The organism is Pantoea sp. GABEPS69 (assembly GCF_045780835.1).
GTDB lineage: Bacteria > Pseudomonadota > Gammaproteobacteria > Enterobacterales > Enterobacteriaceae > Pantoea > Pantoea septica.
In genome coordinates this window covers 359,165-384,082 of sequence record NZ_CP118619.1, presented here as the reverse complement: position 1 = coordinate 384,082, position 24,918 = coordinate 359,165, and the positions used below count along the sequence as shown (strand labels likewise).

Annotated in this window: 21 protein-coding genes and 1 pseudogene; 15 read left to right on the top strand and 7 right to left on the bottom strand. The window is 54.8% G+C overall.

Translation table 11 applies throughout. From position 1 onward, the window contains the following. The first annotated feature begins 267 nt into the window (after positions 1-267). Complete coding sequence (locus PVE98_RS21600; RefSeq protein ID WP_096074264.1) at positions 268-1,383, top strand: metallophosphoesterase; 1,116 nt, start codon at positions 268-270, stop codon at positions 1,381-1,383. A 38-nt stretch (positions 1,384-1,421) separates the two neighbouring features. Here PVE98_RS21600 and PVE98_RS21595 read toward each other — a convergent pair. From PVE98_RS21595 to PVE98_RS21585, 3 genes and pseudogenes are all read right to left on the bottom strand, one after another. Then, a pseudogene (locus tag PVE98_RS21595) lies at positions 1,422-2,412 on the bottom strand (VOC family protein). Positions 2,413-2,455: 43 nt separating this feature from the next. Next, positions 2,456-3,835 carry an aromatic acid/H+ symport family MFS transporter gene (locus PVE98_RS21590; protein WP_096074266.1) on the bottom strand — a complete coding sequence of 460 codons (1,380 nt, stop codon included), beginning with the start codon at positions 3,833-3,835 and terminating at the stop codon, positions 2,456-2,458. 236 nt (positions 3,836-4,071) lie between these two features. Continuing rightward, a complete protein-coding gene (locus PVE98_RS21585; protein ID WP_096074355.1) occupies positions 4,072-5,301 on the bottom strand; it encodes a LysR family transcriptional regulator in 1,230 nt (409 codons plus the stop codon). Positions 5,302-5,430: 129 nt separating this feature from the next. Between PVE98_RS21585 and galB the strand changes: the two genes are divergently transcribed. From galB to PVE98_RS21560, 5 genes are all read left to right on the top strand, one after another. Then, complete coding sequence (gene galB / locus PVE98_RS21580; protein WP_033748854.1) at positions 5,431-6,168, top strand: 4-oxalmesaconate hydratase; 738 nt, start codon at positions 5,431-5,433, stop codon at positions 6,166-6,168. Continuing rightward, complete coding sequence (locus PVE98_RS21575) at positions 6,165-6,887, top strand: 4-carboxy-4-hydroxy-2-oxoadipate aldolase/oxaloacetate decarboxylase (RefSeq protein WP_096074267.1); 723 nt, start codon at positions 6,165-6,167, stop codon at positions 6,885-6,887. Before galB ends, PVE98_RS21575 begins: the two co-directional genes overlap by 4 nt. Continuing rightward, positions 6,884-7,966 (top strand): 4-oxalomesaconate tautomerase, encoded by a 1,083-nt coding sequence (locus PVE98_RS21570; RefSeq protein ID WP_096074268.1) that lies wholly within the window; start codon positions 6,884-6,886, stop codon positions 7,964-7,966. Before PVE98_RS21575 ends, PVE98_RS21570 begins: the two co-directional genes overlap by 4 nt. 10 nt (positions 7,967-7,976) lie before the next feature. Then, positions 7,977-8,852 (top strand): DUF1932 domain-containing protein, encoded by an 876-nt coding sequence (locus tag PVE98_RS21565; RefSeq protein WP_033748849.1) that lies wholly within the window; start codon positions 7,977-7,979, stop codon positions 8,850-8,852. A 158-nt stretch (positions 8,853-9,010) separates the two neighbouring features. After that, positions 9,011-10,246 carry an MFS transporter gene (locus PVE98_RS21560; RefSeq protein ID WP_096074269.1) on the top strand — a complete coding sequence of 412 codons (1,236 nt, stop codon included), beginning with the start codon at positions 9,011-9,013 and terminating at the stop codon, positions 10,244-10,246. Positions 10,247-10,283: 37 nt separating this feature from the next. Here the strand turns inward: PVE98_RS21560 and PVE98_RS21555 are convergent, their stop codons facing one another. After that, positions 10,284-11,180 carry an alpha/beta fold hydrolase gene (locus PVE98_RS21555; protein ID WP_096074270.1) on the bottom strand — a complete coding sequence of 299 codons (897 nt, stop codon included), beginning with the start codon at positions 11,178-11,180 and terminating at the stop codon, positions 10,284-10,286. A 182-nt stretch (positions 11,181-11,362) separates the two neighbouring features. Then, positions 11,363-12,250, bottom strand: a complete 888-nt coding sequence (locus tag PVE98_RS21550) for a LysR family transcriptional regulator (RefSeq protein ID WP_096074271.1) — start codon at positions 12,248-12,250, stop codon at positions 11,363-11,365. Between the two features lie 90 nt (positions 12,251-12,340). Here PVE98_RS21550 and PVE98_RS21545 point away from each other — a divergent pair, with 90 nt between their 5' ends. The 9 genes from PVE98_RS21545 (at position 12,341) to PVE98_RS21505 (ending at position 22,451) form a co-directional block, all read left to right on the top strand. Continuing rightward, the gene (locus PVE98_RS21545) at positions 12,341-13,708 is read left to right on the top strand and encodes an MFS transporter (protein WP_096074272.1); all 1,368 of its coding nucleotides are present in this window, start codon (positions 12,341-12,343) and stop codon (positions 13,706-13,708) included. Further along, a complete protein-coding gene (locus PVE98_RS21540) occupies positions 13,687-14,094 on the top strand; it encodes a hypothetical protein (protein WP_127908355.1) in 408 nt (135 codons plus the stop codon). Before PVE98_RS21545 ends, PVE98_RS21540 begins: the two co-directional genes overlap by 22 nt. Continuing rightward, a complete protein-coding gene (locus PVE98_RS21535; protein ID WP_096074274.1) occupies positions 14,091-15,029 on the top strand; it encodes a flavin reductase family protein in 939 nt (312 codons plus the stop codon). The genes PVE98_RS21540 and PVE98_RS21535 overlap by 4 nt, the downstream gene beginning before the upstream one ends. 8 nt (positions 15,030-15,037) lie before the next feature. Next, positions 15,038-16,333 (top strand): aromatic ring-hydroxylating dioxygenase subunit alpha, encoded by a 1,296-nt coding sequence (locus PVE98_RS21530; RefSeq protein WP_096074275.1) that lies wholly within the window; start codon positions 15,038-15,040, stop codon positions 16,331-16,333. Beyond that, positions 16,323-16,805 carry an aromatic-ring-hydroxylating dioxygenase subunit beta gene (locus PVE98_RS21525; RefSeq protein WP_096074276.1) on the top strand — a complete coding sequence of 161 codons (483 nt, stop codon included), beginning with the start codon at positions 16,323-16,325 and terminating at the stop codon, positions 16,803-16,805. The genes PVE98_RS21530 and PVE98_RS21525 overlap by 11 nt, the downstream gene beginning before the upstream one ends. A gap of 8 nt (positions 16,806-16,813) precedes the next feature. After that, positions 16,814-18,514 carry an NAD(P)/FAD-dependent oxidoreductase gene (locus tag PVE98_RS21520; RefSeq protein WP_096074277.1) on the top strand — a complete coding sequence of 567 codons (1,701 nt, stop codon included), beginning with the start codon at positions 16,814-16,816 and terminating at the stop codon, positions 18,512-18,514. Between the two features lie 13 nt (positions 18,515-18,527). Further along, complete coding sequence (locus tag PVE98_RS21515; RefSeq protein ID WP_096074278.1) at positions 18,528-19,865, top strand: amidase family protein; 1,338 nt, start codon at positions 18,528-18,530, stop codon at positions 19,863-19,865. Between the two features lie 21 nt (positions 19,866-19,886). Then, on the top strand, positions 19,887-21,134 hold the full coding sequence (locus PVE98_RS21510) for an aromatic amino acid transporter (RefSeq protein ID WP_096074279.1): 1,248 nt from the start codon (positions 19,887-19,889) through the stop codon (positions 21,132-21,134). 423 nt (positions 21,135-21,557) lie between these two features. Beyond that, positions 21,558-22,451: a GntR family transcriptional regulator gene (locus PVE98_RS21505; RefSeq protein WP_096074280.1), complete on the top strand. Its 894-nt coding sequence runs from the start codon at positions 21,558-21,560 to the stop codon at positions 22,449-22,451. Positions 22,452-22,485: 34 nt separating this feature from the next. Here the strand turns inward: PVE98_RS21505 and PVE98_RS21500 are convergent, their stop codons facing one another. After that, entirely contained in the window at positions 22,486-23,823 is a 1,338-nt protein-coding gene (locus PVE98_RS21500; protein ID WP_096074281.1) for a CitMHS family transporter, read from the bottom strand. Positions 23,824-23,899: 76 nt separating this feature from the next. After that, on the bottom strand, positions 23,900-24,643 hold the full coding sequence (gene phbB, locus PVE98_RS21495) for an acetoacetyl-CoA reductase (protein ID WP_033748825.1): 744 nt from the start codon (positions 24,641-24,643) through the stop codon (positions 23,900-23,902). Between the last annotated feature and the right edge of the window lie 275 nt (positions 24,644-24,918).

The window sequence follows — 24,918 nt, the reverse complement described above, 5'->3', positions numbered from 1 at the left end:
TTTCTTCGCTTCAGTCACGCCTTAGCGAAATCAGGCGTGGCTGAGCATCCGGTTATCGCTTTATGCCAGACGAGCATGAAATGTCCGGCTTTCCTGCCTTATTCATTCCCTCTTTTTTCCGCCTGACCCTTTCATCGGCATCGACGACAAAGATCATAACGAAGCGACTGGTCGCTTTCGTGCTACGCTTCAACGCCTGACAGGCGTAATAACATCCTGTCAAACCCCTTTTCGCGCTGAACAAGCGCCTGTAACCAGGGAAGATCTATGTTTCATCTGATTTTCAGTATACCGAGCTGGTATGTCATCATCCGTTTCCTTATCCCATTAGCGATGCCGCTAGCGTTGAAAATCGTCTTAGCAGCGCTGGTCTTGCTGGCCTCGCAATATCTGTTGATTAGCCGCTTTACCGCGGGCGGCATCTTTTCACCGGAGATGCCCCGCGCGCTGATCATCCTGTGCAACTGGGCGTTCGGCGCCGTGCTGTTTCTTGCGCTGCTGCAGATGCTGATTGACGCGGTGGCGTTAATGTCGCTTTTATTCAGGCATCCGCTGGAGATTACGCCGATGGTGCGTTATCTGGCTGCGCTGTTGGCTATGGCGCTGGCGGCCGTTGGCGTACAGCAGGCGATACGCGTGCCGCCGGTGAAAGAGGTCACTATCAGAATTGATCATCTGCCGCGCGAGTTTGAAGGCTATCAGCTACTTCAGCTGACGGATCTGCATATCACCAAACTTTTCAACGCCGCCTGGAGTGCAGAGATGGTCAGGCGGGCGATGTCGCTCGACGTCGACCTGATCGTTATCACCGGCGATGTTATTGATGGAACCGTGCAGAACCGCATAAAGGATGTAGAACCCTTGGGTAATCTGCACGCGCCGGACGGCGTTTACGCCATTACCGGCAATCACGAATATTTTTTCGAACAGCAGCGCTGGACCGAGCACCTCGCTTCGCTGGGCCTGCCGACCCTGCATAACAGCCACACTATTATTAAACGCGGCGCAGCGGAGCTGGTTATTGCGGGTCTGCCTGACATCTCCGCATCAAGAAGAAACGCGGACGGCCCCGATCTGGCGATGGCGTTAAAAGGCGCGCCGAAAAACGCCCCGGTTATTTTGCTCGACCACCAGCCGCGCAACGCGCGCCAGAATGCGCAGCAGCAGGTCGATTTACAGCTGTCGGGCCATACGCATGGCGGACTGATCGCCGGCTTTGACCGGCTGTTTGCCAAACCCAACGGCGGCTTTGTTTCAGGGCTTTATCAGGTGGATGGCATGCAGCTTTACGTGAACAACGGCACCGCCCTCTGGCCCGGCATGGCGATCAGGTTAGGGCGGCCGTCGGAACTGACGCGCATAACGCTGCGGGGAAGAGAGTAGCCACACGTACAGCCGCCTTCAGGCGGCTTTTCCGGCTGTTAATGCTTAAGCGGCACCGGCGGCGTGCCGTGAGTATGAAACGTCTCGATGGTTTTCAGCCCCCAGGCCTGGCCTTTTTTTCGCTCCGCCTCTGTCCAGATAACTGTTTGCCAGTCTGGGGCCAGAATCAGACGCGCGCCGGAGTTCGCCAGCTCTATGCGGTTGCCAGCAGGCTCCCAGACATAGAGGAAGAAGGTACCCTGAATCGCATGCTTATGCGGGCCTGTCTCAATGTGAACGCCATTTTCCAGGAAGATGTCAGCCGCGCGCAGAATCTCTTCCCGCGAGTCGGTGGCCCAGGTCACATGATGCAGGCGTCCGTTACCGCCGCCGTGCTCTTCGGTACAGGCCAGATCGTAAGTTTTATTATTGATGGTGAACCAGCAGCCGCCGATACGACCGTTATCCAGCTGAATCGTTATCCAGCTGAATCATCTCGGTTACCCGCGAGCCGAGGCAGGTTTCCATAAAGTTTCTGAACTCGCGCACGTCAGCAGCCAGCAGATTCAGATGATCGAGGCGTCGCGGGCAGGCTCCTCGCCCATGAAAGCGCTGCGCCAGATTTTTAAGCGAAGGACGTTCATTCAGTTCCGCCTGATAGCGGACGGTATCGTAATAGATCTCAAAAACGTGACCAAAAGGATCGGCAAAGCGGAAGGCGCGTCCATGTCCCCGATCGTCATTCGACCAGCCAAGCACCTCATAATCACTGGCCTCGATCGCAGCCACGCGTCGCATCAGGGCCGCTTCCGAGCTGGCGCGATAAGCAATGTGTCCAACGCCGGTCGTATGATGACGGGTAAGTTTTAAGCTATGGAACTCGTAATCATCCCATGCGCGCAGCCATGCGTGATTTTCATCCTGCGCCGAAACGGTAAGACCGTAAACATCGACGAAGAAGCTGAGACTCTCTTCAAATTTGTCGCTATAAATCTCAACGTGTGCCAGATGGGCAATATCAAAACAGGGTTCCGGCAGATGATTGGTCATAATGTGATTCCTGTAAATTTAATCCAGTTGAGCGAGCCAGGTTTTATCTGTTATTCAGCGTTTGTGAAAGCGAAGGAATGTCATTTAAATCCGCGCCTTTAATTTTTAACGCGAGCGAAACGTTACGGTGTAGCACGATACTTAACGCGGCGAGTAAGGCGGGTACGGCCAGAATAAAGAAAATGGCTGACTGCTCAGGAAACGCCCCTATTAATAATCCGCCGACAGACGAGCTCAAAATCGCGCCGGTGCGCCCAATGCCATGCATCCAGCTCACGCCGGTTGCGCGGATTTCGGTGGGATAGTAGGCCGGGGAATAAACCTGCAAACCATTTTGCGCGCCATTAATGCACATGCCGATGAAAAAAATAAATATGCCCAGCGCGGTGCCCGAAAAGCTGAACAGACCCTGCGCCAGCAGACAAATGCAGCCCAGCAGGTAAACGACGCCAATGACATATTTGGCATGTAACTTATCCATTAACGCGCCGACCAGAATGCCGCCAAGCGGCCCGCCGAGCTGGAACAAACCCGCCAGGATGGCGGCCTTTTCCAGCGAGATGCCGCCGGAACGCATAATTGTCGGCAGCCATCCGTTTAGCAGATAGATCACGAACAGCCCCATAAAATAGGTCGTCCATAAAATAAGCGTGCCGCGGGCGAAACCGTGACGAAACAGCTGTGAAATGGTGCTGTGGCGGTTAATGCGCGGCGAATTGATCACAAACGCGGCATCCTGCGTGAAATGGCCACCCATGCGATTCAACAGCGCGGCGATTGTCGCCCGCGGCGCCTTTCGCACCAGCAAATTCAGCGCGGATTCAGGCAGCAGCAGGCTCAGGAAGGGCAGCAGTATCAGCGGAACGGCGCCGCCGAAAATAAGCACGGCCGTCCAGTTGTATCGACTCAGCAGCGCGGCCGCGATAAAACCGCCTAATCCCGAGCCAATATTGAAGCCGCTAAACATCAGAGTAATCATCACGCCCTTGCGACGTTCCGGCATATATTCCGCCAGCAGCGTCACGCAGTTAGGCATAACGGCGCCCAGGCCCAGGCCAGCGATAAAACGCAACAGCGCCATCTGTAAAGGCGTCGCCGCGAAGGCGCAAATAAGGCTGAACACAGAGAACATCAGAACGGAGAGCAAAATAATCTTCTTACGGCCAAAACGATCGGATAAGGGACCTGCGATAAGCGCGCCGATCGCGACGCCGAACATCGCGGCGCCAAGGATCGGCCCCATCGCCGCGCGGGAAATGTGCCACTCCTCAATGAGCGCGGGCGCGATAAAACCCATCACCGCCGCATCGTAGCCATCAAACATAATGATAATCAGGCAGAGGAACAGTACGCGCCACTGAAAAGTCGAAATGGGTCGAGAATCAATCCAGGCCTTGATATCGACCAGCTTATTTGTGTTCATGAGGTAGCTCTCTTGTAAGGCACTGAGGGGCGTTTTGCCGTCATCACCATCTTTAACAATCCTGTTACACGGTATGCAGAGCGGCGCTCGGTGTCTGTCAAAAAAGGCTTTTAGCGGTATGAGTTGCGTTTATATTGTGAGCGAGTTGGCATACTCCCAGGCGCCAGCAACAGCGTGCAAGTTGCCAGCATGGGGCCTGCCGAGCGTTCACTGGCTATTCAGTGTATGAATTTCGTTTAGGAAGCGTAAGAGGCGGCCTCGGCGTTAATGCATTCAATCAACGCCAGCGTAGCGGGAGAGTGGAGCGCGGCATGGCGCAGCGTGATGCCTATTTCGCGGCGTGTATCGGATAATGGCAAGGTCAGCGGCAGCAAAATGCCGGCGCGCAGTTCATATTCCAGCTGATGCCGGGAAACCGCCGCCACCATGTCAGAGTTGAGCAGCAGACCGCGCACAATCGCGAGGTCGCCGCTCTCCACTACCGGAACGGGGGCGGGCAGGCTCAGCGTGTGAAAAGCGCGGTCCAGCAGATGACGTGCTGGCGTATTATCGCGCGGCAAGATCCACTGAACGGCGGTAAGGTCGACAGGCGCCAGGTTTTTTCCCGCCAACGGATGCTGCGGCCGTACCAGGAGGACTAACTCTTCGGTGAACAGCACCTGGCTGGCAATATCTTTCACTCCCTCATCGCGTCGCAGCGCGCCCAGAATAAGATCCACGTCTCCGGCCCGTAATTCAGTCACCAGGGCGCTATAGGCGCTTTCATTAGTGACCACTTTAACGGCCGGATGTGCCGTGACGAGGCGTGCGATAGCGCGGGGCAAAATCGTACTACGGCACAGCGGAAGCGCACCAATGGTGACGGTGCCCTGCAATACGCCTGCCTGCGCCGCCAGATCTTCAGGGATATGACGAATTTCATTCAGCGCGCGGCTGACAAGAGGCGCCATTTCCCGTGCGGCTGCGGAGGGGATCATCCCTTTAGGCGAACGCTGAAATAACGCCACGCCGGCGCCTTTTTCCAGCACTTTCAACGCGGCGCTGACGGCTGGCTGGCTGATACCCAACAGACTGGCAACGCTCTGCGTATGGTGCAGATGAAAGAGACGTAAAAATATTTGCAGGCGTCTGACATTAAACAGCCAGACGGGTTCGGCGTCATCACGCAGGCTTTCCCGCTGCTTAAAACGCGCCAGCAGGCCCGGTATCTGATTCAGTTCCTGAATAGCGCGTTGCGCGCGCGGCAGTACGCACTTTCCATATTCGGTTAATAACATGCCGCTGGCATGCCGTTCAAAAAGCGGAGCGGCCAGGGTGTGTTCCAGATCACGAATAGATCGCGTAATAGCAGACTGTGTCCGAAATAAATTTTCTGCAGCACTGGAGACCGTCCCTCTGCCAGCAACCATGCAAAGTGACCTTAATTGCATGATTTTAATATCATAATGATCATTTTTTGTTTTCATTTTTATCAGGTCTGAATACCAGATCGTCATCACAACATAAATAAAAATCATAGCTGAAGCAATGAAAGGCATTATTCGCCAGAAAAGCCGCATGCCAGGATGAAAAAAAACTAACAGCAGGAAAACAGAATGGAAGACGCGGTAAAAAAAAGTGCTTTAGTGGTCAGTGCGCATTCTGCTGATTTTGTCTGGCGCGCAGGCGGCGCCATTGCGCTGCACAGCGCACGCGGCTATGAGGTGCATGTGGTTTGCCTCTCCTTTGGCGAACGCGGCGAATCAGCGAAGTTGTGGCGCAAAGGAAACATGACCGAAGAGAAGGTAAAACAGCATCGTCGCACCGAAGCGGAAGCGGCGGCTAACGTTCTGGGCGCCAGTATCGAATTTTTTGATTTAGGCGATTACCCACTGCGAGCCGATAAAGAGACGCTGTTCCGGCTGGCGGATGTATATCGTCGCGTTCAGCCGCACTTTGTGCTGACGCATTCGATTGCCGATCCCTATAACTATGACCATCCTCTGGCGGCCCACCTCACGCAGGAAGCGCGCATCATCGCTCAGGCTGAAGGTTATCGCCCGGGCGAACCGGTGGTCGGCGCGCCGCCAGTTTACTGTTTTGAGCCTCATCAGCCCGAACAATGTCAGTGGAAGCCGGATGTGCTGCTCGATATTACCCCTGTCTGGGATAAAAAATACGAAGCTATTCAGTGCATGGCGGGCCAGGAACACCTGTGGGAATACTATACGCGCGTAGCGATGCAGCGCGGCGTGCAGGCGAAACGCAATACGGGCATTACTTCAGCGCGTGTCATCACGCACGGCGAAGGGTATCAAAGCCTGTTTCCGCGCGTGACGGAGGATTTGTCATGAGTCTGGTGAATAAAAGGGGCGTAGTGGTTCGTCATATCGAGCGTGCCGGCGACGCGTTAGTTAAACAGTTCGCACGGTATGGCGTGGCGACAGTTCATGAAGCGCAGCAGCGGCAAGGCCTGCTTGATGTACGAGTGCGGCCTCTCCAGCAAAACGTGACTGTCTCAGGTAGTGCCGTCACCGTGCTGGTCTCTCCCGGCGACAACTGGATGTTCCATGTTGCGGTCGAACAGTGCCAGCCGGGCGATCTGCTGCTGGTGGCGCCGACATCAGATTGTTATGACGGTTTTTTTGGCGATCTGCTCGCCACCTCCTTAAAAGCGCGCGGCGTCGTGGCGCTGGTGGGCGATATCGGCATCCGCGACAGCCAGACGCTGCGCGAGATGAACTTTCCCGTCTGGTCACGCGCTGTGTATGCCCAGGGCACGGTGAAAGCAACGCTGGGGTCCGTGAATGTGCCGCTGATTTGCGCCGGTCAACTGGTCTATCCGGGGGATATCGTTGTCGCCGATGACGATGGCGTAGCGGTTGTGCCGCGTGCCAATGCCGCCGCAGTAGCGCAGGCTGCGCAGCAGCGCGTCGCCGCGGAAGAGGGAAAGCGGATGCGTCTGGCGGCCGGCGAGCTTGGCCTGGATATTTATCAGATGCGCGCGCAGTTAGCGGAAAAAGGATTGCGCTACGTTGATTCGCTGGATGAACTGCAGAAGATATCGCCATGAAGCAAACCCTGATTCCCTGCGTAATGATGCGTGGCGGCACGTCCAAAGCCGCCTGCTTTCTGGCCAGCGATCTTCCCGCAGAGACGCGACTGCGTGATGAGGTCCTTCTGGCGGCGATGGGCTCGCCCGATCCGCGGCAGATCGATGGCATTGGCGGCGCCGATCCCCTGACCAGCAAAGTCGCGATTATTTCATCCTCATTGCGTGAGGATGCAGATGTCGATTACCTGTTTGCCCAGGTCAACGTAGATAAAGCGGTGGTGGATTATGGTCAAAACTGCGGCAACATTCTGGCTGCCGTGGCACCTTTCGCCGTTGAGAAAGGATTGATAAAAGCGCAAGGCGCGGTTACGCAAGTGCGCATTTACATGATTAACACGGGTCAAATTGCGCAGGCGCGCATCGCAACGCCGGATGGCACCGTTGAGTATCAGGGTGAGACGAAGATCGACGGTGTACCCGGTACTGCTGCTGAACAGGTGCTGAACTTTCAGGATATTGCCGGTTCCAGCTGCGGCTCGCTACTGCCCACAGGCAATGCGCGCGACAGGTTCGACGGCATTGACGTGACCTGTATCGATAATGGGATGCCCGTGGTATTGCTGCGCGCCGCCGATCTGCAACGAAGCGGACTGGAAACCCGTGAGCAGCTGGACAGCGACGATGAACTGAAAGCGCGGCTGGAGTCCATTCGCTTACAGGCTGGGCCGCGCATGAACCTGGGCGACGTAGCGAAACGCACCGTCCCCAAAATGACCCTCATCGCGGCGCCGGAAAAGGGTGGTGCGCTGACTACCCGCACTTTTATCCCTCATCGCTGCCATGCCTCCATTGGCGTATTGGGCGCGGTCAGCGTGGCGACAGCCTGTCTGATACCGGGTTCGGTGACGGAAGGGCTGGCGCACGTTAGCGAGGCGCGCGAACAGCGTCTGGCAATAGAACATCCCGAAGGTGAGTTCAGCGTAATGCTTACGCGGGATGAGTCGGACAACGTTATAAACAGCGGGCTGATTCGCACCGCTCGTTTGCTGTTTGAAGGACGTATCGCCATTCCCGGTTCTGTCTGGTCAGGCAAATAAGGAGTCGAAAATGACGCGTGTAGCCATTATCGGTTTTGGCGAAGCAGGGCAAATTTATGCGCAGGATCTGGCGCGCGCAGCGAATACGCGCGTTTGGGATAAAAAATTTATTACCGGGCAAAGCGACTGGCCAGGTGCGAAAGCGAAACAGGCCGCTGTACAGCCAGCACGCTCGCTGGCGGATGCGCTGGAAGGCGCTGAGTTTGTGCTATCGCTGGTCACTGCGGGTAACGCGCTGGAAGTCGCTACGCAGGCGGCGCCGTTAATGCAGAGCGGACAACTGTTTCTCGACTTCAACTCCGTTGCGCCTGACACCAAACGCGCGGCGGCAAAGGCGATAAGAGAGGGCGCGGGAGACTATCTGGACGTTGCTGTCATGGCTCCCGTTCCGCCCCAAAGGCTGCAGACACCGTTGTTAATTAGCGGTGAGGCAGCTGCTCGCGCCGCCGTCGCTTTATGCGCTATGGGGTGCAATGCCCGAGCCGTCAGCAAACGCATCGGAGAGGTATCAGCCATAAAAATGTGTCGTAGCGTGATGATCAAGGGTCTGGAAGCGCTCACGACCGAATGCCTCAGCGCCGCAAAGCAGTATGGCGTAGAAGAGGCGGTACTCGCTTCGCTGCACGCCAGCTTTCCCTCTCTGGGATGGGACGATCGGCTGCCGCATTATTTTATTAGTCGTGTGGCGGAACATGGCGTCAGACGCGCAGAAGAGATGGGTGAAGTGGTCAAAACGCTGCAAGATGCAGGCGTCGCCGCGCTGATGAGTCAGGCTATCCAACAAGTGCAGGCTGGGTTACCGGCCAAAATGGTTGAAAAGGGCGTAAGTTATCAGGAATTACTTCCTTTCTCCTGGCAGGATACGTTAGAGCGTCTGGCTAAATAGTTTCATCCGGTTTTAAAAAATATCCGCGACGAATAATACCTTTACAGAGGTAAGCACAATCACGCAGATACCGAATTTTTCATAATTACCTTTAATGAACCCTATGATCTCAGCGCCTGTCTGAGAGGCTTTTCTATTTTTAATGCAAAGGCAGGTCAATGATGAAAGCAGGATGGTATGGCGAGTTAACTCAGAGTGAGAAAAAAACGTGGTGGGCCTGCCTGGGCGGATTCACGCTTGACTCAATGGACAGCACAATATATTCGCTGGTCATGCCCATATTACTCAGCCTGTCAATTCTGACTAAGTCGGAGGCCGGTGTGTTAAGTTCCGCGTCGCTTATTGGCAGCGCGCTCGGCGGATGGAGCGCGGGCATGTTAGCCGATCGCTGGGGCCGCATACGGGTTATGCAGTTAACGGTTTTATGGGTAGCCTGCTTTACGGCGCTGACCGCGCTATGCGGCGAATTCTGGCAGTTTTTGACGGTGCGTTTTCTACAGGGATTAGGCTATGGCGGGGAGGTGGTCGTCGGCGGCGTGTTAATCAGCGAAGTGATCCGTGCAAGCTATCGCGGCCGCGTCGGCGCCTCTATTCAGAGCGGCTATGCGCTTGGCTACGCTATCTCCTTAGCGGTACTGCCCGTCCTGCTTAATTTCTTTCCACAGGAGGTTGCCTGGAAGCTTTTTTTCCTTATCGGTATCGTTCCGGCTATTCTCGTCTGGTTCATTCGCCGACTGGTTCCAGAGTCGCCTGTTTTTGCACACAGCACTGAAAACCAGCAAAAGAAAAAAATTACCGACATCTTTCATCAGCAGCATCGCCGGATAACCGTGACGGCGACCATTCTGGCCAGTGGGATATTTGGCGGTGCATATATTATGATTACCTGGCTGCCAACCTATTTACGGATGGAGTTAGGGTTACCGGTTGTCTCAATGTCTGGCTATTTGGCTATCAATATTATCGGCTCACTAATTGGTCCTTTTATTTATGGCAGATTAAGCGATAAGTTTGGGCGCTGGAAAACTATTATTGTTTTTCTGCTGGGTCAAATATTGGTCGTAAGCATATATCTGTTTGCGGCTATTAGCCTGGACATGACGCTGGCGCTGGGGTTTTTCATGGGAGCATTGCAGGGCGGGTTAGCTTCTGGTTTAACGCCTGCTTTTTCGGAGCTTTATCCTACATACATACGCGGAAGCGGCGCCGGATTTTGCGCCAGTTTTGGTCGAGGATTCGGCTCACTTATGCCCGCGCTGGTGGGCATCCTGTCCAGCCAGCTTCACTTAGGCTATGCCATGGGCATGCTGGCTATCGCATCATATCTTATCGGCATTACCGCTGCGCTGTGCCTGCCGAATGCAACCGGAGTCGATCTGTCGAAGATAAATTAATGACCTCCTCAGGCTGCGGCTGGCTACTCAGGCTTCCTTATTGTGCACAGCGCGAAAAAAATCGCGTTAAGGCGTCCGCAACGGCATCGGGTTTCTCCTCGGGCAGGAAATGCCCGCACTCCGTAATCGTTTCTCCGACAACGTCAGCGGCAAACGCGCGCAGAAGGAGAGACATATCCGGGATCGACCCCTGATCGGCGCTTAAACCCAGCACCGGCATGGTGAGCTCGCCTTTTTGCGCTAACGCCCGGTTTTGCTCAGCAGATAGCGCCGCCGAGCGGTAAAAGGCCAGACCTGCTCGCATGCCGCCGGGCGCGCCGTAAATCCTCAGATACTCGGCGATCTCCTCTTCGCCATAGCAAGCCGGACTGGCCGTCTTCGTCCAGAAAAACCACTCCAGATAGGCGCGCTCACGCCCCTCAAGCAGGATCTCAGGGAGATCGGGCACGGCGTGAAAAGCGAAGTGCCAGGTCTTCCAGGCATCAGGGGAGGCGGCCGGCAGCCTGTCCGGCAGCGTTACACCAGGGATGCCGGCATCCATCAGCGCCAGCGCCTCCACCTCCTGCGCGAACAGATGCGCATAGGGAAAGGCGACCCATGCGCCGACGTCATGGGCGGCGAGGCGGTATCGTTTGACGCCCAGATGAGCCAGAAGATCGTGGGTGCGGCGAGCGATGGTCTGCGTATCATAGCCGTCCAGCGGGCGATCGCTGTCGCCCTGACCGGGCAAATCGAGCGCGATAATATGGAAACGGCGACCCAGCTGCGGCATCACGTGACGCCAGGCGTACCAGCTTTCTGGAAAACCCGCCATAAGCACCACTGTCGGCTCTCCTGGCGCGCCGCCTTCGACGTAGTGAAAGCGTAAACCGTTGACGGTGGCGAATTTGTGGCTGAAACCCTCAGGCGCGGTCGGCATTGAACCATGGATCATGACGTGTTCCTTCTATGCAATGAAAGTGGGGTAGCGCTGCGGGTTGAACACGGCGGCATGCATGCCTGAGGCACGCTGCTTAGCGAAATTAGGAAACGATCATATCCTAATTGTGCCCGTCGGAGCGCGTCAAGCGTCAATGCGACTTTTCATGCAGGGACTGATTTCAGGCGATCAGAGGATTATATTTTGATTTTTTTTATTAAAAAATCGATAAAAATTCGGCATTTAAGTCGAATGCGATGGTCGCCGGCATAGACTATCGTTATATCCTGCGCCGGTAAGGCGTAGTCCGCAAAAAGCTGAATCAGCTTGCCTGCTTCACGCTCCTTGCGAACCATCCATTCAGGAAGAATGGCTACGCCAAGACCGGCGATAGCCATTGATTTAATGGCGGTTGACGAGTTGGAGTGGTATTTCGCTATGGCGCGTATTTCTGTGGACGTACCGTCTTTATGGCACAGCGTCCACTGCGTCGGCGTCTGTAAATTACTATTAGCAATCCAGGCTGCGGTGTTTAAATCTTTGATAGAGCGTAATGGATTATTTTTCAGCCATTCAGGCGAGGCGACCAGCAAAATATCATAGCTAGCTAACTTTCTACTTTTTAATTCCGAATCACGTAGTGTGCCAAGGCGAATAGCTAAATCAAGGCGATCGGAAACTAAATCATTCAGAGATGAGTCTGCGTAAAAATTAATACCCAGGTTGGGGTGTAGCTGGCAGAACTCTCCAGTCAAAGGAATGACATATTGTTCGCCGAATTCCGTGGTTGAAGTAATATTTAGCGCGCCAGAGAGCGACCGATGGCTGTCAGATACATTTTCCAGCGAGCTCTGGATATTAATGAAGATTTCGCAGAAATCTTTGTATAGCGCTTCACCCGCTTCAGTCAGGATAATACCGCGCGAGTTGCGAATTAACAGCTGAACCTTAAGCGCCTCTTCGAGCGATTTGACATGAATGCTTGCCATGGCTTTGCTGATAAAGAGACGTTCTGCCGCGCGCGTAAAGGAACCGCAGTCGACCACCGCGATAAATGTCTGGATTCGGTTTAAATGGTTAAACATTAACTGTTAATTTTAAGTAAACACCGCGTTTAATTTAATTTAATCGACTCTCAACGTCAAGCCGCCTTAGACTCCGCGTCGGAGGTCACAATGACGTATCGCTATCGCATTGCTTGTGTTTTTCTTGCTGGTTTTTTTATCGACTGTATCAATATATTTATGTCGGCTATCGCCTTGCCTGACATATCGCGCGAGTTACAGGTCTCAGCTTCCAGCGTTGCCTGGGTAGCTAATAGCTATATTCTTGGTTTAACGCTTATTATTCCGCTTAGCCACTGGCTCGCCAGCCGCTTTGGCGCGCGTCTGACGATGACAGCTTCAATGCTGATATTCTCTGCTGGCGCACTGCTCTCTGGGCTTGCCGACCATTTTGGCAGCCTGGTGTTATTCCGCTTTATCCAGGGTGTGGGTGGAGGCTTGCTGATTCCCGTAGGGCAGGCGTTAACCTTTGACCTGTTTAAAAAGGATGAAAGAGCCAAAATTTCTACGCTGGTGATGGCTGTCGCCCTTATCGCCCCAGCCATTTCACCGGCTGCTGGCGGGGCAATTGTCGACCATTTCTCCTGGCGCTGGGTCTTTCTCTGCAATATTCCTTTCAGCCTCGTGACCGCTGCGCTGGCGCTGCTGTGGATCAAACCTGAAAAAAGCGTAGCGCCACGGCCCGATATCGTTGGCCTGATCATTATCAGCCTGGCGCTGACGGCTCTGCTGTCAGGCATGTCCTTATATGCTGATTCTGCTCACCAGAGCTTACCTTTGGGGCTGGTTCTGGCAGGCATAACGCTGGCTTTTGCTTATGTGCTGCACTATCGCCGCCAGGCTAACCCTGTGCTGGATTTAAGCGTGCTTGGAAACGCGCATATGCGTTTTTCGGTCATCGTTTATTACGCGGTGCCGGGCATCTTTACCGGGGTCAATCTGCTTAATATTTTTTTCGTGCAGGAGGTGCTGGGCTGGGCAGCGAGCGAAACGGGTCTGCTGATGGTGCTCTACGCCGGCGGATCGTTCTGCGCGATGACGCTTTGCGGCCGTTTATATAACCGCACCGGCGCCGCACCCCTTTTTCTTGCTGGTCTACTGCTTCACGCCGCTGGTATTGCGATGCTGTCGGTCACCGAGGCGTCACACGATCTTCTGTTTCTTGTTTGCGCTTATCTGCTCATGGGAACCGGGGGCGGTATAGCGGCCAATACCGCCCAGACCACCGCGATGATGGATTTTGAAGGGGATCGCCTTGCACGCGCCAGCACTATCTGGAATCTGAACCGTCAAATTTCTTTCAGCACAGGCGCAGCGGTTTTTACCCTGTTATTCAACCTGCTGCAGAAGTCCACAACGATGACGTCAGCTTACCATTCCGCGTTTCTTATTGCCGCCGGGCTAGGGTTACTTCCTCTGCTCGGGCTCATCAATCTTACCCAAAAATCGGAGGTCTTATGCGATCGGAAAGAGAGTTAATCGCCCATTACAGCGTGACTGAACTGCATCAGTGGATTGAAGAGGTATTTACCGGGCGCGCTGGGTATCCCTCAGCCCTTGATCGGCTGCTCGCCAGCTTCAGCGACTGTTTCAGCATGGTTACCATGAAGGGACAGCCTGTCGGCTTATCTGAAGTGGAAAGCCTGTTCCGTAACAACACAGGAATACGGCCAGACCTGCGTATTGAGACGGACGCCTGTGAAACGCTCGACCAGTCGGAAACGTCGGTAACCTGTCGCTATCGCGAAACGCATCATGAAAATGGCGCCACGCATGTCCGCTGGTCAATCGCCATTATTGAGTTTGTGTCAGGCCAGCCTCGCTGGCGCTACCTGCAAGAAACGGCGGTAGCGGAATCATTATGAAGCGTTTTGTCATCACGACTATTCGTTCTCTGGGCGAAGCCGTTCGCGAGTTCACTCTCGACGCGGATAACAATGAGCTGGCTTTGCTCACGCCGGGAGCGCACTACCGCTGGCAAATGCCTGACGGGATCGGCGCGCGGTGTTATTCCTGCGTCATGCTCGAACTGCCCGCGACCGCGCTGACGTTTGCTGTGCGACTCTCGCCGGACTCGTTAAGCAGCGGCTATCTGTCAGGTCTGGCGGAGGGGGACATCGTCACTCTGGAGGGGCCGTTCAATCATTTCCCACAGCTATCCGCGCCGTTGGATGGAAGAGATATCGTTATCGCCGGCGGGATTGGAATAACGCCCCTGACGGGGATCGTCACGCGTCTGGTCGACGCCGGGCGCCAGCCTGAATGCCATTACTTTGCCTCTTCTCGATCCCATGCGGCTTACTCGGATCGCCTGGAAAGTCTGACGCAAGAGAGGTTTCGTTTGCACACCTCAGAAGGCCCACGCATCACTATTGAGGCGTTGCTGGGTAAGCTGCAGCGCAACGATCGCATTCACGTTTGCGGACCGGCGCGTTTGTTGAGTGCGGTGCTGGACTACTGCGATGCCCATGATTTTCCCCGCAGCCATCTTGCATTTGAAATCTTTAACGCTCTTCCCACTGAGGCTGAAACGGGCGGTTATGAGGTCGAGGCGACAGAGACGGGGGTAAGGTTTCAGGTCACTCGCGGTCAGTCTCTGCTGGACGCGCTGGAAGAGGCCGGTCTGGAGCCCCTTTACGATTGCCGACGAGGGGAATGCGGACTCTGTGCGCTTGAGGTCGTTGAGGGAGAAGTCGAGCACCGCGACTTTATTATGACGCCGCAGGAAGCGGCAACCAGCCGGACAATTTATCCCTGCGTTTCCAGAGCTAAAGGAAGCGTTCTCAAATTAGCTTTATGAGTTAAGCCATGAACCTCAACAACCTTTTTCGCGGCAGCGAAATCCATAAATCCGCCTACCTTGATCAGACGCTTTTTCTCACGGAGCAAAAAACTCTCTTTGCGCACAGCTGGCTTTACCTGTGCCACGCCAGTCAACTCCCCGCAGCGGGGGATTATGTTACCGTTGAGCTTGCTGCTCAGCCCCTGGTCGCTATTCGTCAAAAAGCAGGTGACATCACCGTCTTGTTTAACCGGTGCCCGCATAAAGGCGTCAAGGTTTTAGCCGAATCCTCAGGCAACTGCGGTCGCTTTCTACGCTGTCCTTACCATGCATGGACGTTTAAGCCGACAGGTGAACTGCTGAGCATTCCTGTGAAAAATGAATACGATCCCTGTGTGATGTCCGCGTGTGAAGCAGGCCAGGGCATGGCGCGCGTCGAAAATGTCGTCAATTATCGCGATTTCATTTTTGTGCGTCTGAGTCAGCACGGCCTCTCTTTTGAAGCGTTTTACGGCGATGCGCTTTCTACCCTGGACAATATGATCGATCGCTCTCCAGCTGGCCAACTTCGTGTCGTCGGCGCGCCGCTGCGCCATCGCCATCGATGCAACTGGAAAATGGTCATGGATAATCAGACTGACACTTGCCATCCCATGGTGGCGCATGAATCTTCAGCAGGAGAAGCCGTCAATCTCTGGGCGCAGTCAGCGCGGCAGGCTGAGCAGCCGATGGCGGTGGAACTCTTTTCTCCGTTTATGTCCTCGCACGCTTTCTTTGCTGAAATGGGGATTCGCATCTGGCCAAACGGACACGGCCATACGGGAACCCGTAATTCAATCCACAAAGATTATTCAGCCATCCCCGGTTACTGGGAAAGTATGGTTGAAAGCTATGGCGAAACCCGGGCCCGGCAAATTCTCGATGATACGCGGCACAATACCGTCTACTTCCCCAACCTGATGGTAAAAGGCCCAATACAAACCCTTCGCATCATTCGTCCCGTCTCGGCCACCGAGACCCTGGTCGAATCCTGGATACTGGAACTGGTTGGCGCACCGCAGCAGATGCTGGAACGAACCGTTCAGTACAACAACCTGATCAATTCCCCCTGTTCCATGGTGGCGCATGACGATGTAGAGATGTATGAACGCGCGACGGAGGGGCTGCAAAGCCAGGCAAGTGAGTGGGTCAATATCGCACGTCTTTATCAGGCGGATGAGCAATGGAACCGCACGGCCGTCACCTCAGGAACCAGTGAGATTGCAATGAGAAACTTCTATGCCATGTGGCAGCATATGCTGGAGGAACATCATGTCTCCTGAACATGTTTATAAGCTGCTGACCGACCTAATCTATAACGAAGCCGAACTGCTGGACGAGCAAAATTACGATGCCTGGATGGCGCTCCTCTCTGAGGATTACACCTGGTGGATGCCCCTGCGTCATGGTCAGCCTGATCCTTTAACCGAGTCTTCGCTGCTTTATGAGGATCGTTTTGTCACGCAACTACGCGTTAATCGCCTGCGCAGCGCGCGTAATTTTTCTCAACAGCCAAAGAGCCGCAGTCAGCACCTTTTGCAGCGGCCGGTGATTGCCTGGCGCGAAGGCGAGCTAAAGGCTGCGGCTGCTACTCAGGTCATCTACAGCGAAAGCCGCGGCGAGCAAGAGTGGCATTACGCTGCCCGCATTGAGCATGCGTTTCGTCTGGTGGAAGGGCAATGGCTAATCGCTGCGCGCAAAACGATTTTGCTTAATCTTGAACGTCCTCTCGACAGCCTCCAGTTGATCATCTGAGAACACCTATGACATCTCCATCACATGAAAACGGGGCGGCGCATGCTTTCCCCTATATTGATACGCTATATGATTACGGTGATTTTCTTGCGCGAGCGCAGTCGCAGGGAGGCATCGGCCAGTGTCCAGAGAGCGAAAGCGCGCCTCGCGTCGCTATTATTGGCGCCGGCTTAAGCGGGTTGATCGCCGCGCGTGAATTGCTTCGGGCGGGAATACGCCACGTGACGCTGTTTGAAGCTGAGCAGGGCGGCTATGGCGGTCGACTGCTCAGCCAGCGCTTTGATCCTTCCATGCCGCACTATATTGCCGAAATGGGGGCTATGCGCTTTCCTCCCACGGAAGTCGGGCTGTTTCACTATTTAAACCATTTCGATATTAGTACCGCATCCGCTTTTCCAGACCCGGGCATTGTCGATACCGAAATCCACTATCAGGGACAGGCATTTGCCTGGCGCGCTGGCGCGCCGCCGCCCGCGCTGTTTCAGAAAGTCGATAAAGGATGGCGGTCGTTTATAAAAGAGGGGCTGACCCTGGATAACGGCAAGGTGCTGGTTGCGCCCGCCGCCATCACGCAGGCGCTGAAAGAGGGAAGGCTCGCAGACGCAAAAGAGGCGTGGCAATGTTATCTGGATCTGTTTGGCGACAGCTGTTTTTACTCGGCTCTGGTTCGCATTTTCACCGGCAAAAATCCGCCCGGCGGGGAGCCCTGGCTTAAACCCACCGATTTTGCCCTGTTTGGCTCGCTTGGCATCGGCTCCGGTGGTTTTCAGCCCGTTTTCCGCGCTTCTTTTATTGAGATCATGCGGCTGGTTGTCAATGGCCTGGAAGAGGATCAGCGGCTGGTGCCGGCAGGGATTGCTACGCTCACTCATCGCATGGGCGAAGAGCATATTGACGGGCAGCCCCTGTCGAGCCGCATCCGCTATCAAAAAGTCACGGCTATCGTAGAACGTGACGATAAGCTGTTCGACGTTGTGACCGCCGAGGGCGGAGCTACGCTGTTTGACCGCGTCATTGTTACGGTATCGACGCGCGCGATGCAGATCGCTTTAAAGCTCTCTCAGCGCCCGCAATGGCTCTCGCCAGAGGTCTCGCGAGCGATAAATGAGACGCATCTTATCGGTTCGTCGAAGCTTTTCTTGCTTACCCGGGACAAGTTTTGGCTAAAAGAGAAACTGCCGCACACCATCCTGACAGATACGCTCGCGAAAGGGGTCTACTGCCTTGACTATCAGCCAGGCGATCCCGACGGACACGGCGTCGTGCTCATCAGCTATACGTGGGAAGATGATTCGCACAAGCTGGTCACGCTGAAGGATAAAGAGACTCGTCTGGCAAGGCTTGTCGAGGAGCTCAGCCAGACCGCGCCAGATTTCGCCCGCCACCTTGTTCCAATGAATAACGATGCAAAATTTATTCTGGAGTATGACTGGCTGACCAATCCTCTCTCGATGGGGGCGTTCAAACTGAACTATCCGGGCGACGACCGTTACTCAGAAGCGCTCTTTTTCCAGTTCCAGAGTGCCGTCAAACCTGAGACCGACAGAGGAATATACCTCGCAGGATGCAGCTGCTCCTTTACCGGAGGGTGGGCGGAAGGGGCCGTACAGACCGGGATCAATGCCGCGTGCGCCGCTATCTCTAGTCTGGGTGGTTCGTTGATACCTTATAATCCGCTGCACGCCATGGCGCGCCATTTTCACTACTGAGAGCGACACGTTCATGCTGACTAAACAACCTGGCTCTTTGGCCGCTGAGGTGGCCTCGAATCGCCACCCGACCGGATTAAAAGAGAATCATCTGTACCGACTGGAACGCTACCGTGAAACGCTGTCGCTTAATGCATTTATTGCTTATGACCCGCAGCGTTTGAACGGTGAAGCGGCACCTGCAGAGAGCATCCACGCGCCGCTTTTTGGACTGCCTTTTTCCTGTAAAGACAACATCAACGCTCGCGGATTCGCGACGACAGCAGGTACGCCGGGACTGGCCGATTTCCTGCCTGAAAAAGACGCCCCCGTTGTTGCACGCCTAATCGAGCAGGGTGCAGTGCTGTGCGGCAAAAATAATATGCATGAATTATCGTTTGGCGTGACCTCATGTAACGGCACCTGGGGCACGGTAGGCAATCCCGTTCATCCCGGACATCTTGCTGGCGGAAGCAGCGGGGGGTGCGCGGCTGCCGTTGCTGCCGGCGCCAGCGCTTTCGCCGTCGGGACCGATACCGGGGGATCGGTGCGTATTCCGGCCTCGCTATGCGGTCTGTCAGGGTTCCGTCCGACCACCGGACGCTACTCGTCTGTCGGCATCGTGCCGGTTTCCCACACTCGGGATACGCCAGGCTTTATTGCGCCCGGCGTTTCCGATATCGTGCTGCTCGACGCCGCCCTCATGGGTGAAAAGCCGGTTGAGCCAGTTATGCCGCGCCGCGTGGGGATTCCTGAGCGCTTTCTGTGGCAGGAACTGGATATATCGGTAGAGAAGCGATGCCGGGAGGCTGTCGCCAGGCTTGAGGCTCAGGGCGTGGAGGTTATCAGACTTGATGACAGCCATCTTGGTGAACTCAATGCGTCAGTTCAGTTCGCCGTTCCGTTTTATGAGTTTTTTATCGATTTCCCTCGGTTTCTGCTGGCTGAAGGGCTCGAATGGCGATTTCACTCCATTCTGGAACAGCTGAGCGATGACCAGGTACGTAATCTTCTTCAACGGCAGCTGCAGCAGTGCAGCGTTTCCTGGGATGACTATCTGGCTGGCCTGTGTACGACAGGCGATGTTCGCACTGCCTGGCAAGAGATGTTTTCTGAACATCAGCTTGATGTTTTACTTTACCCAACCGTGAGCTGCGCAGTGCCGCGCCTGACAGATGCGCACGATCCTGCTGTTTTTGAAAAACTGGTTCGCAATACGGATATCGCAAGCAGTGCAGGCGCGCCCAGTCTGACTTTGCCGGTTGGAAGAGCAGGCGAACTCTCCGTCGGCCTTTCTGTAGATGGTCTGCCAGGAGAGGATCGCCAGCTAATGAGTTATGCTCTGGCCGTCGCTCGCCTGGTGCAGGCTTAATATTTTTTATCGGAATACGTAATGACAGAAATAGCATTAACCCAGCGTCAGCCTTCAGTATGGTGGGGCGCGATGATTATCTGCGGGACGGTAGTTGGCGCCGGTATGTTTACGCTGCCAGTGGTCATGGCCGGCGCCTGGTTCGGCTGGTCGCTGCTGATACTGCTAGTAAGTTGGGGATGTATGCTGCTGTCGGGACTGCTGTTTCAGCATGCGAGCCGCTATTTTCCGCTCGGGTCTGGCTACGACACGTTAACCCGATCGCTGTTAGGACGCCGGTGGGCCGCGCTAAATGGCCTGAGTATCCTGTTTGTACTCGGCATCCTGACCTATGCCTATATTTCGGCCAGCGGGCCGGTCTATCAGCATTCGCTTAACAGCGCCGGTCTGCCTGTCTCCACCGCGGGCGCGAAAGCGATCCTGACGCTGTGCGTCGCCATCGTCGTCTGGCTGGGCACAAAAGGGGTCAGCAGGATCATGACCTTTTGCGTGCTGGCCAAACTTCTGCTGCTGGTAACGGTCTTCGGCGGGCTGCTCACGCAGGTCGATCTGCTTACGCTTGCCGACGCCGGCAACGGCGAGGGCGGCTACTGGCCCTATGCGTTCGGCGTCCTGCCGTTTTGTCTCGCCTCGTTTGGCTATCATGGCAATATCACGGGCCTGATAAGCTACTATGGCGGCGAGCAGAAGCAGGTCAGGCGCGCGCTGGTTTACGGCACCCTGATGTCGCTGATTATCTATCTGTTCTGGATTACCGGTACGATGGGCAATCTGCCGCGCGCCGCGTTTCCCGCCGTGGTGGCGGCTGGTGGAGATATCGCCGCGCTGCTCGCCGCTTTACGCGATCGCCTGCATGTCGGCGCGCTGAGCTTTATGATGACGCTGTTTTCCCATTTTGCGGTGATTGCTTCGTTTTTGGGCGTAACGGCTGGCCTTTTTGACTTTATCGCCGATCGCCTGAAGCTCGGCGATACGCCGCTGGCGCGCTTTAAGGTGGCTCTGCTGACCTTTGTGCCCGCGCTGAGCGCTTCATTATGGTTTCCAGACGGCTTTCTCGCCGCTATCGGCTTCGCCGGGCTGTTCGCTACGCTCTGGGCGGTGATTGTGCCGGCGTTACTCTATATCAAAGCGCGCAGGCGCTTTGCCAGTGAGGAAAAAGCAGGGGCGCTAAGCACCTTTGCGCCGGCGATAGTAATAGCTTTTGGCGTGTTGAATATTCTGGCCTGGACGCTGAGCTGGTTGAATATGTTGCCCAGATTTAGCGGATAGCGTTTTTAATAACGGGCCTGCTGCCGTTGTTGTCAGCCAGGCCGGTTACTTTCATTACCCACTAAATATCCATGCCATTTTCCAGCAGGTTGCGGGCGATCCTTATGCTCGCTTTCTGCTCGTCTTCGCGTAAACCTTCCAGACGGCCTTCCTGTTGAAAAGGGAGGGAGAGCAACCGTATAAGCACAGCATCCTGACCATCAGTGATATCGCATTTAACATAATCATGATTATGCGCACTTTATTATATCAGGAGAGCATCCGACGTTGTGTCGGTTTTGTTTTGCTGGAACAGATTTCAACCAGCTTTTCGCCCCTGATATTAACGGGTTAAACCCGCTTCCTGTAACATGCCCAGCTGCATTGCATTTGATTTTATTTAAATGCAATATTCTTCTATTCATTACTTAACGCTAAGCATAAATGAAAATAAGCGCCCTGACTGAGCGACTCTCGCAGAAAATCGTTAGCCTGATCGATACCGGCAACATTGCACCGGGCGCGCACCTGAGCGTGCCGAAGCTGGCCGAAACCTTTGACGTCTCGCGCTCGCCGGTACGCGAGGCGCTGGTCTATCTCGAACAAAAAGGCGTTCTGCAGCAAAAGCTTAATCGCGGCTTTTTTGTTAAAGAGGATTATGCGCCACAGCAGCATGACGAAGCGGCGCCTGCCGACGGCAGCGACCTGCCGGAATATTATCAGCTGGCGGAAGACTGGCTGCAGGACAATATCGACGCGGAAGTCACCGAACTCTATCTGATGAAGCGCTACAACCTGACCAAAAGCCAGCTCTCGACGCTGCTGGCGCGCGGCATCAGCGAGGGCTGGGTTGAACGAAAACAGGGTTACGGCTGGCGTTTTTTGCCGGTGGCGAAAACCAAAGCGGCGCTGGAGCATATTTTTAGCTTTCGCATGGTGATTGAGCCGATGGCGATTCTGGAGCCGACCTTTAACGCGCCGCAGGAGAAGATCGACGAAATACGCCGCGAGCTGGAGATGCTGCTCGACAACGGCATTGAGCGACTCTCGCCAAAACAGCTGCAGCTTGCTGGCTACCGCTTTCACGAGACGGTAATCGCCTTCTCTAATAACCCCTTCTTCGAAATCTCGCTGCGCAACGTCAACCGCATGCGCATGCTTATGGACTACCGCATTATGGACGACCGCAGCCGCTATTACGCCGAGGTCAAAGACCACCTGCGCCTGCTGGGGCTGATTGAGTCGGGGCAGCGTATCGAAGCCTCATATATGATGAAGCAGCATCTGGCGGTGGCGCTGGAAAATAAAAAAATGCGCCGTATCAGCGCAGAAATCTGAATAAAAAACGGCTCATTTTCTGAGCCGTTTTTGCTTATGCCGCCGTTGAGTAGACAGGATAAAGCCCTAACAGCAAGCCTGTCCCCAGGAAGATCATGCAGAGCAGAAACGCCCATTTGAAGGTATATTTCTGATGATCGCTAAATTCGACGCCCGCCAGCCCCACCAGCAGATAGGTTGACGCCACCAGTGGACTGAGAAGATGCACCGGCTGGCCGACCAGCGAGGCGCGACCAATTTCGATCGGTTCAATGCCATAGGCTTTCGCCGCTTCCGCCAGCACAGGCAGCACACCGTAGTAAAAGGCGTCGTTCGACATGAAGAAAGTGCCCGGCAGGCTGATGAGCGCAGTGATCGGCGCCAGATAGGGTCCCCACGACTGCGGCAAAATAGCCAGTAGCGAACCGGACATCGCCGTCACCATGCCGGTGCCGGATAAAATTCCGGCGAAAATGCCCGCGGCGAGAAAGATCGAGGTCTGGTTAAGCGCCGCCGGCGCATGGGCGGCGATACGCTGACGCTGCGCATCCAGATGGGGATAGTTGATCAGCAGCGCCAGTGCGAAGGCGACCATAAACAGCACCGACAGCGGCAGTAGTTCCATCACCAGCGACGCCATAAGTATTAGCGTCAGGCCGGCGTTCAGCCAGAACAGTTTCGGCCGACGCAGCTCTTCGTTAACCTCATTAATCGCGGGCAGATAGCTCTCTGCGTCCTCTTCCACCACCGAGCCGTCGGTGCGAGTCTGAATGCTCAGTTTGCCCAGGCGACGACGCTCGCGAATGCCGATATACCACGCCAGCACCAGCACGCCGACAAAGCCGCACACCATCGACGGGATCAACGGAATAAAGAGATCGCTCGACTCCACTTTCAGCGAAGCCGCTACGCGCGCCAGCGGCCCGCCCCACGGCAGCAGATTGGTGATGCTGCCGGCCAGGAACACCACGCAGGTTAAAGAAAGTGGATCGAGGCGGATGCGTTTAAACAGCGGCAGCATCGCGGTGACGCAAATCATATAGGTGGTGGAGCCGTCGCCATCCAGAGAAACCATCGCCGCCAGCACCGCGCTGCACATAACCGCTTTCACCGGATCGCCATTAATAATCCGCAGGAAGAAGCGAATAATGGGATCGAATAAGCCGGTATCGAACATGGTGCTGAAATAAAGAATGGCGAAGATCACCATAATGGCGGTCGGCGCCACTTTCTTTAATCCCTCTATCATCATCTCGCCCATCTCGCCGCCGAAACCGGCAATTAACGCGAAGATAATAGGAATAATCGTCAGTGCGACCAGAGCAGAAAGCTTTTTAGTCATAATCAGGATCATAAAGACCACGATCATGCCGTAACCCAGCAAAGAGAGCATAAGAGCCTCCGGCGCCCTTATAAATAAAGGCGCGAGTAAAGTTGTCGTCGTTATATTTTTTTACAGCGCGGGAAAGTTAACTCATGTGCATACCGCCATTGACGGAGAAGTTCGCGCCAGTGGCGTAGCCCGATTCATCAGAGGCGAGCCAGGCGCAGATTGAGGCGATTTCCGACGGCGATCCCAGTCGCCGCACCGGAATCTCCTGCACGATCTTGTCGATCACCTGCACCGGCGTGACGGTTTTCAGCTTGCTGGTGGCGAGATAACCCGGCGACACGGTATTCACGGTGACGCCGCGCGCAGAGACCTCGCGCGCCAGCGCGCGGGTGAAACCGCGCACCGCATATTTTGCCGTGGAGTAATTCACCTGACCGACGGTACCGATTTGCGCGTTAAGCGAAGAGATATTGATAATGCGTCCCCAGCCGCGCGACATCATGCCGTCGATTACCTGACGCGTGACGTTAAACAGCGAATTCATATTGGTATCGATAACCGCTTGCCACTCCTGTGGCTGCATATCACGGAATAACGCATTACGCGCAGTGCCGGCATTATTAATTAGCACGTCTACTTCGCCGATCTCACGCCGGATCTTTTCAAAGGTTTTAACGGTGGAGTCCCAGTCGGCGACATTGCCTTCCGAGGCGATAAAGTCGAAGCCCAGTTTTTTATTATCATCCAGCCAGGCCTGTTTTCTTTTTGAATCAGGACCGCAACCGGCAATAACTTTAAAGCCGTCTTTTGCCAGCCGACGACAAATCGCCGTGCCGAGACTGCCCATTCCAGAGGTGACATACGCGATACGTTGGGTCATACCCTTACTCCCAGATGCATTTTTTTAACATTCGTTCACTTCGCGTTAACAGTAAGCGGCGTGCCCGCTTTTTCTGCAATCTGCCCGCGTCGAAAATGTGAACAGGATCGGCTAATTTATGCTTTTAAAGATATTTAAATGCAATAATGCAGTTTTTGCAGCACCACTCCCTGCTCCGTATCAGCACTATGAAAAGCGTATTAATGGCGACAGAGAAGGGTTTAACGCGCTGACAGGCAACTATCGTGATATCCATCACGACAAGGATTTTGCAC

Coding starts and splice junctions, on each gene's coding strand:
- PVE98_RS21600 (WP_096074264.1), top strand. CDS start 268: ATGTTTCATCTGATTTTCAGTATACCGAGCTGGTATGTCATCATCCGT.
- PVE98_RS21590 (WP_096074266.1), bottom strand. CDS start 3,835: ATGAACACAAATAAGCTGGTCGATATCAAGGCCTGGATTGATTCTCGA.
- PVE98_RS21585 (WP_096074355.1), bottom strand. CDS start 5,301: ATGAAAACAAAAAATGATCATTATGATATTAAAATCATGCAATTAAGG.
- galB (WP_033748854.1), top strand. CDS start 5,431: ATGGAAGACGCGGTAAAAAAAAGTGCTTTAGTGGTCAGTGCGCATTCT.
- PVE98_RS21575 (WP_096074267.1), top strand. CDS start 6,165: ATGAGTCTGGTGAATAAAAGGGGCGTAGTGGTTCGTCATATCGAGCGT.
- PVE98_RS21570 (WP_096074268.1), top strand. CDS start 6,884: ATGAAGCAAACCCTGATTCCCTGCGTAATGATGCGTGGCGGCACGTCC.
- PVE98_RS21565 (WP_033748849.1), top strand. CDS start 7,977: ATGACGCGTGTAGCCATTATCGGTTTTGGCGAAGCAGGGCAAATTTAT.
- PVE98_RS21560 (WP_096074269.1), top strand. CDS start 9,011: ATGATGAAAGCAGGATGGTATGGCGAGTTAACTCAGAGTGAGAAAAAA.
- PVE98_RS21555 (WP_096074270.1), bottom strand. CDS start 11,180: ATGATCCATGGTTCAATGCCGACCGCGCCTGAGGGTTTCAGCCACAAA.
- PVE98_RS21550 (WP_096074271.1), bottom strand. CDS start 12,250: ATGTTTAACCATTTAAACCGAATCCAGACATTTATCGCGGTGGTCGAC.
- PVE98_RS21545 (WP_096074272.1), top strand. CDS start 12,341: ATGACGTATCGCTATCGCATTGCTTGTGTTTTTCTTGCTGGTTTTTTT.
- PVE98_RS21540 (WP_127908355.1), top strand. CDS start 13,687: ATGCGATCGGAAAGAGAGTTAATCGCCCATTACAGCGTGACTGAACTG.
- PVE98_RS21535 (WP_096074274.1), top strand. CDS start 14,091: ATGAAGCGTTTTGTCATCACGACTATTCGTTCTCTGGGCGAAGCCGTT.
- PVE98_RS21530 (WP_096074275.1), top strand. CDS start 15,038: ATGAACCTCAACAACCTTTTTCGCGGCAGCGAAATCCATAAATCCGCC.
- PVE98_RS21525 (WP_096074276.1), top strand. CDS start 16,323: ATGTCTCCTGAACATGTTTATAAGCTGCTGACCGACCTAATCTATAAC.
- PVE98_RS21520 (WP_096074277.1), top strand. CDS start 16,814: ATGACATCTCCATCACATGAAAACGGGGCGGCGCATGCTTTCCCCTAT.
- PVE98_RS21515 (WP_096074278.1), top strand. CDS start 18,528: ATGCTGACTAAACAACCTGGCTCTTTGGCCGCTGAGGTGGCCTCGAAT.
- PVE98_RS21510 (WP_096074279.1), top strand. CDS start 19,887: ATGACAGAAATAGCATTAACCCAGCGTCAGCCTTCAGTATGGTGGGGC.
- PVE98_RS21505 (WP_096074280.1), top strand. CDS start 21,558: ATGAAAATAAGCGCCCTGACTGAGCGACTCTCGCAGAAAATCGTTAGC.
- PVE98_RS21500 (WP_096074281.1), bottom strand. CDS start 23,823: ATGCTCTCTTTGCTGGGTTACGGCATGATCGTGGTCTTTATGATCCTG.
- phbB (WP_033748825.1), bottom strand. CDS start 24,643: ATGACCCAACGTATCGCGTATGTCACCTCTGGAATGGGCAGTCTCGGC.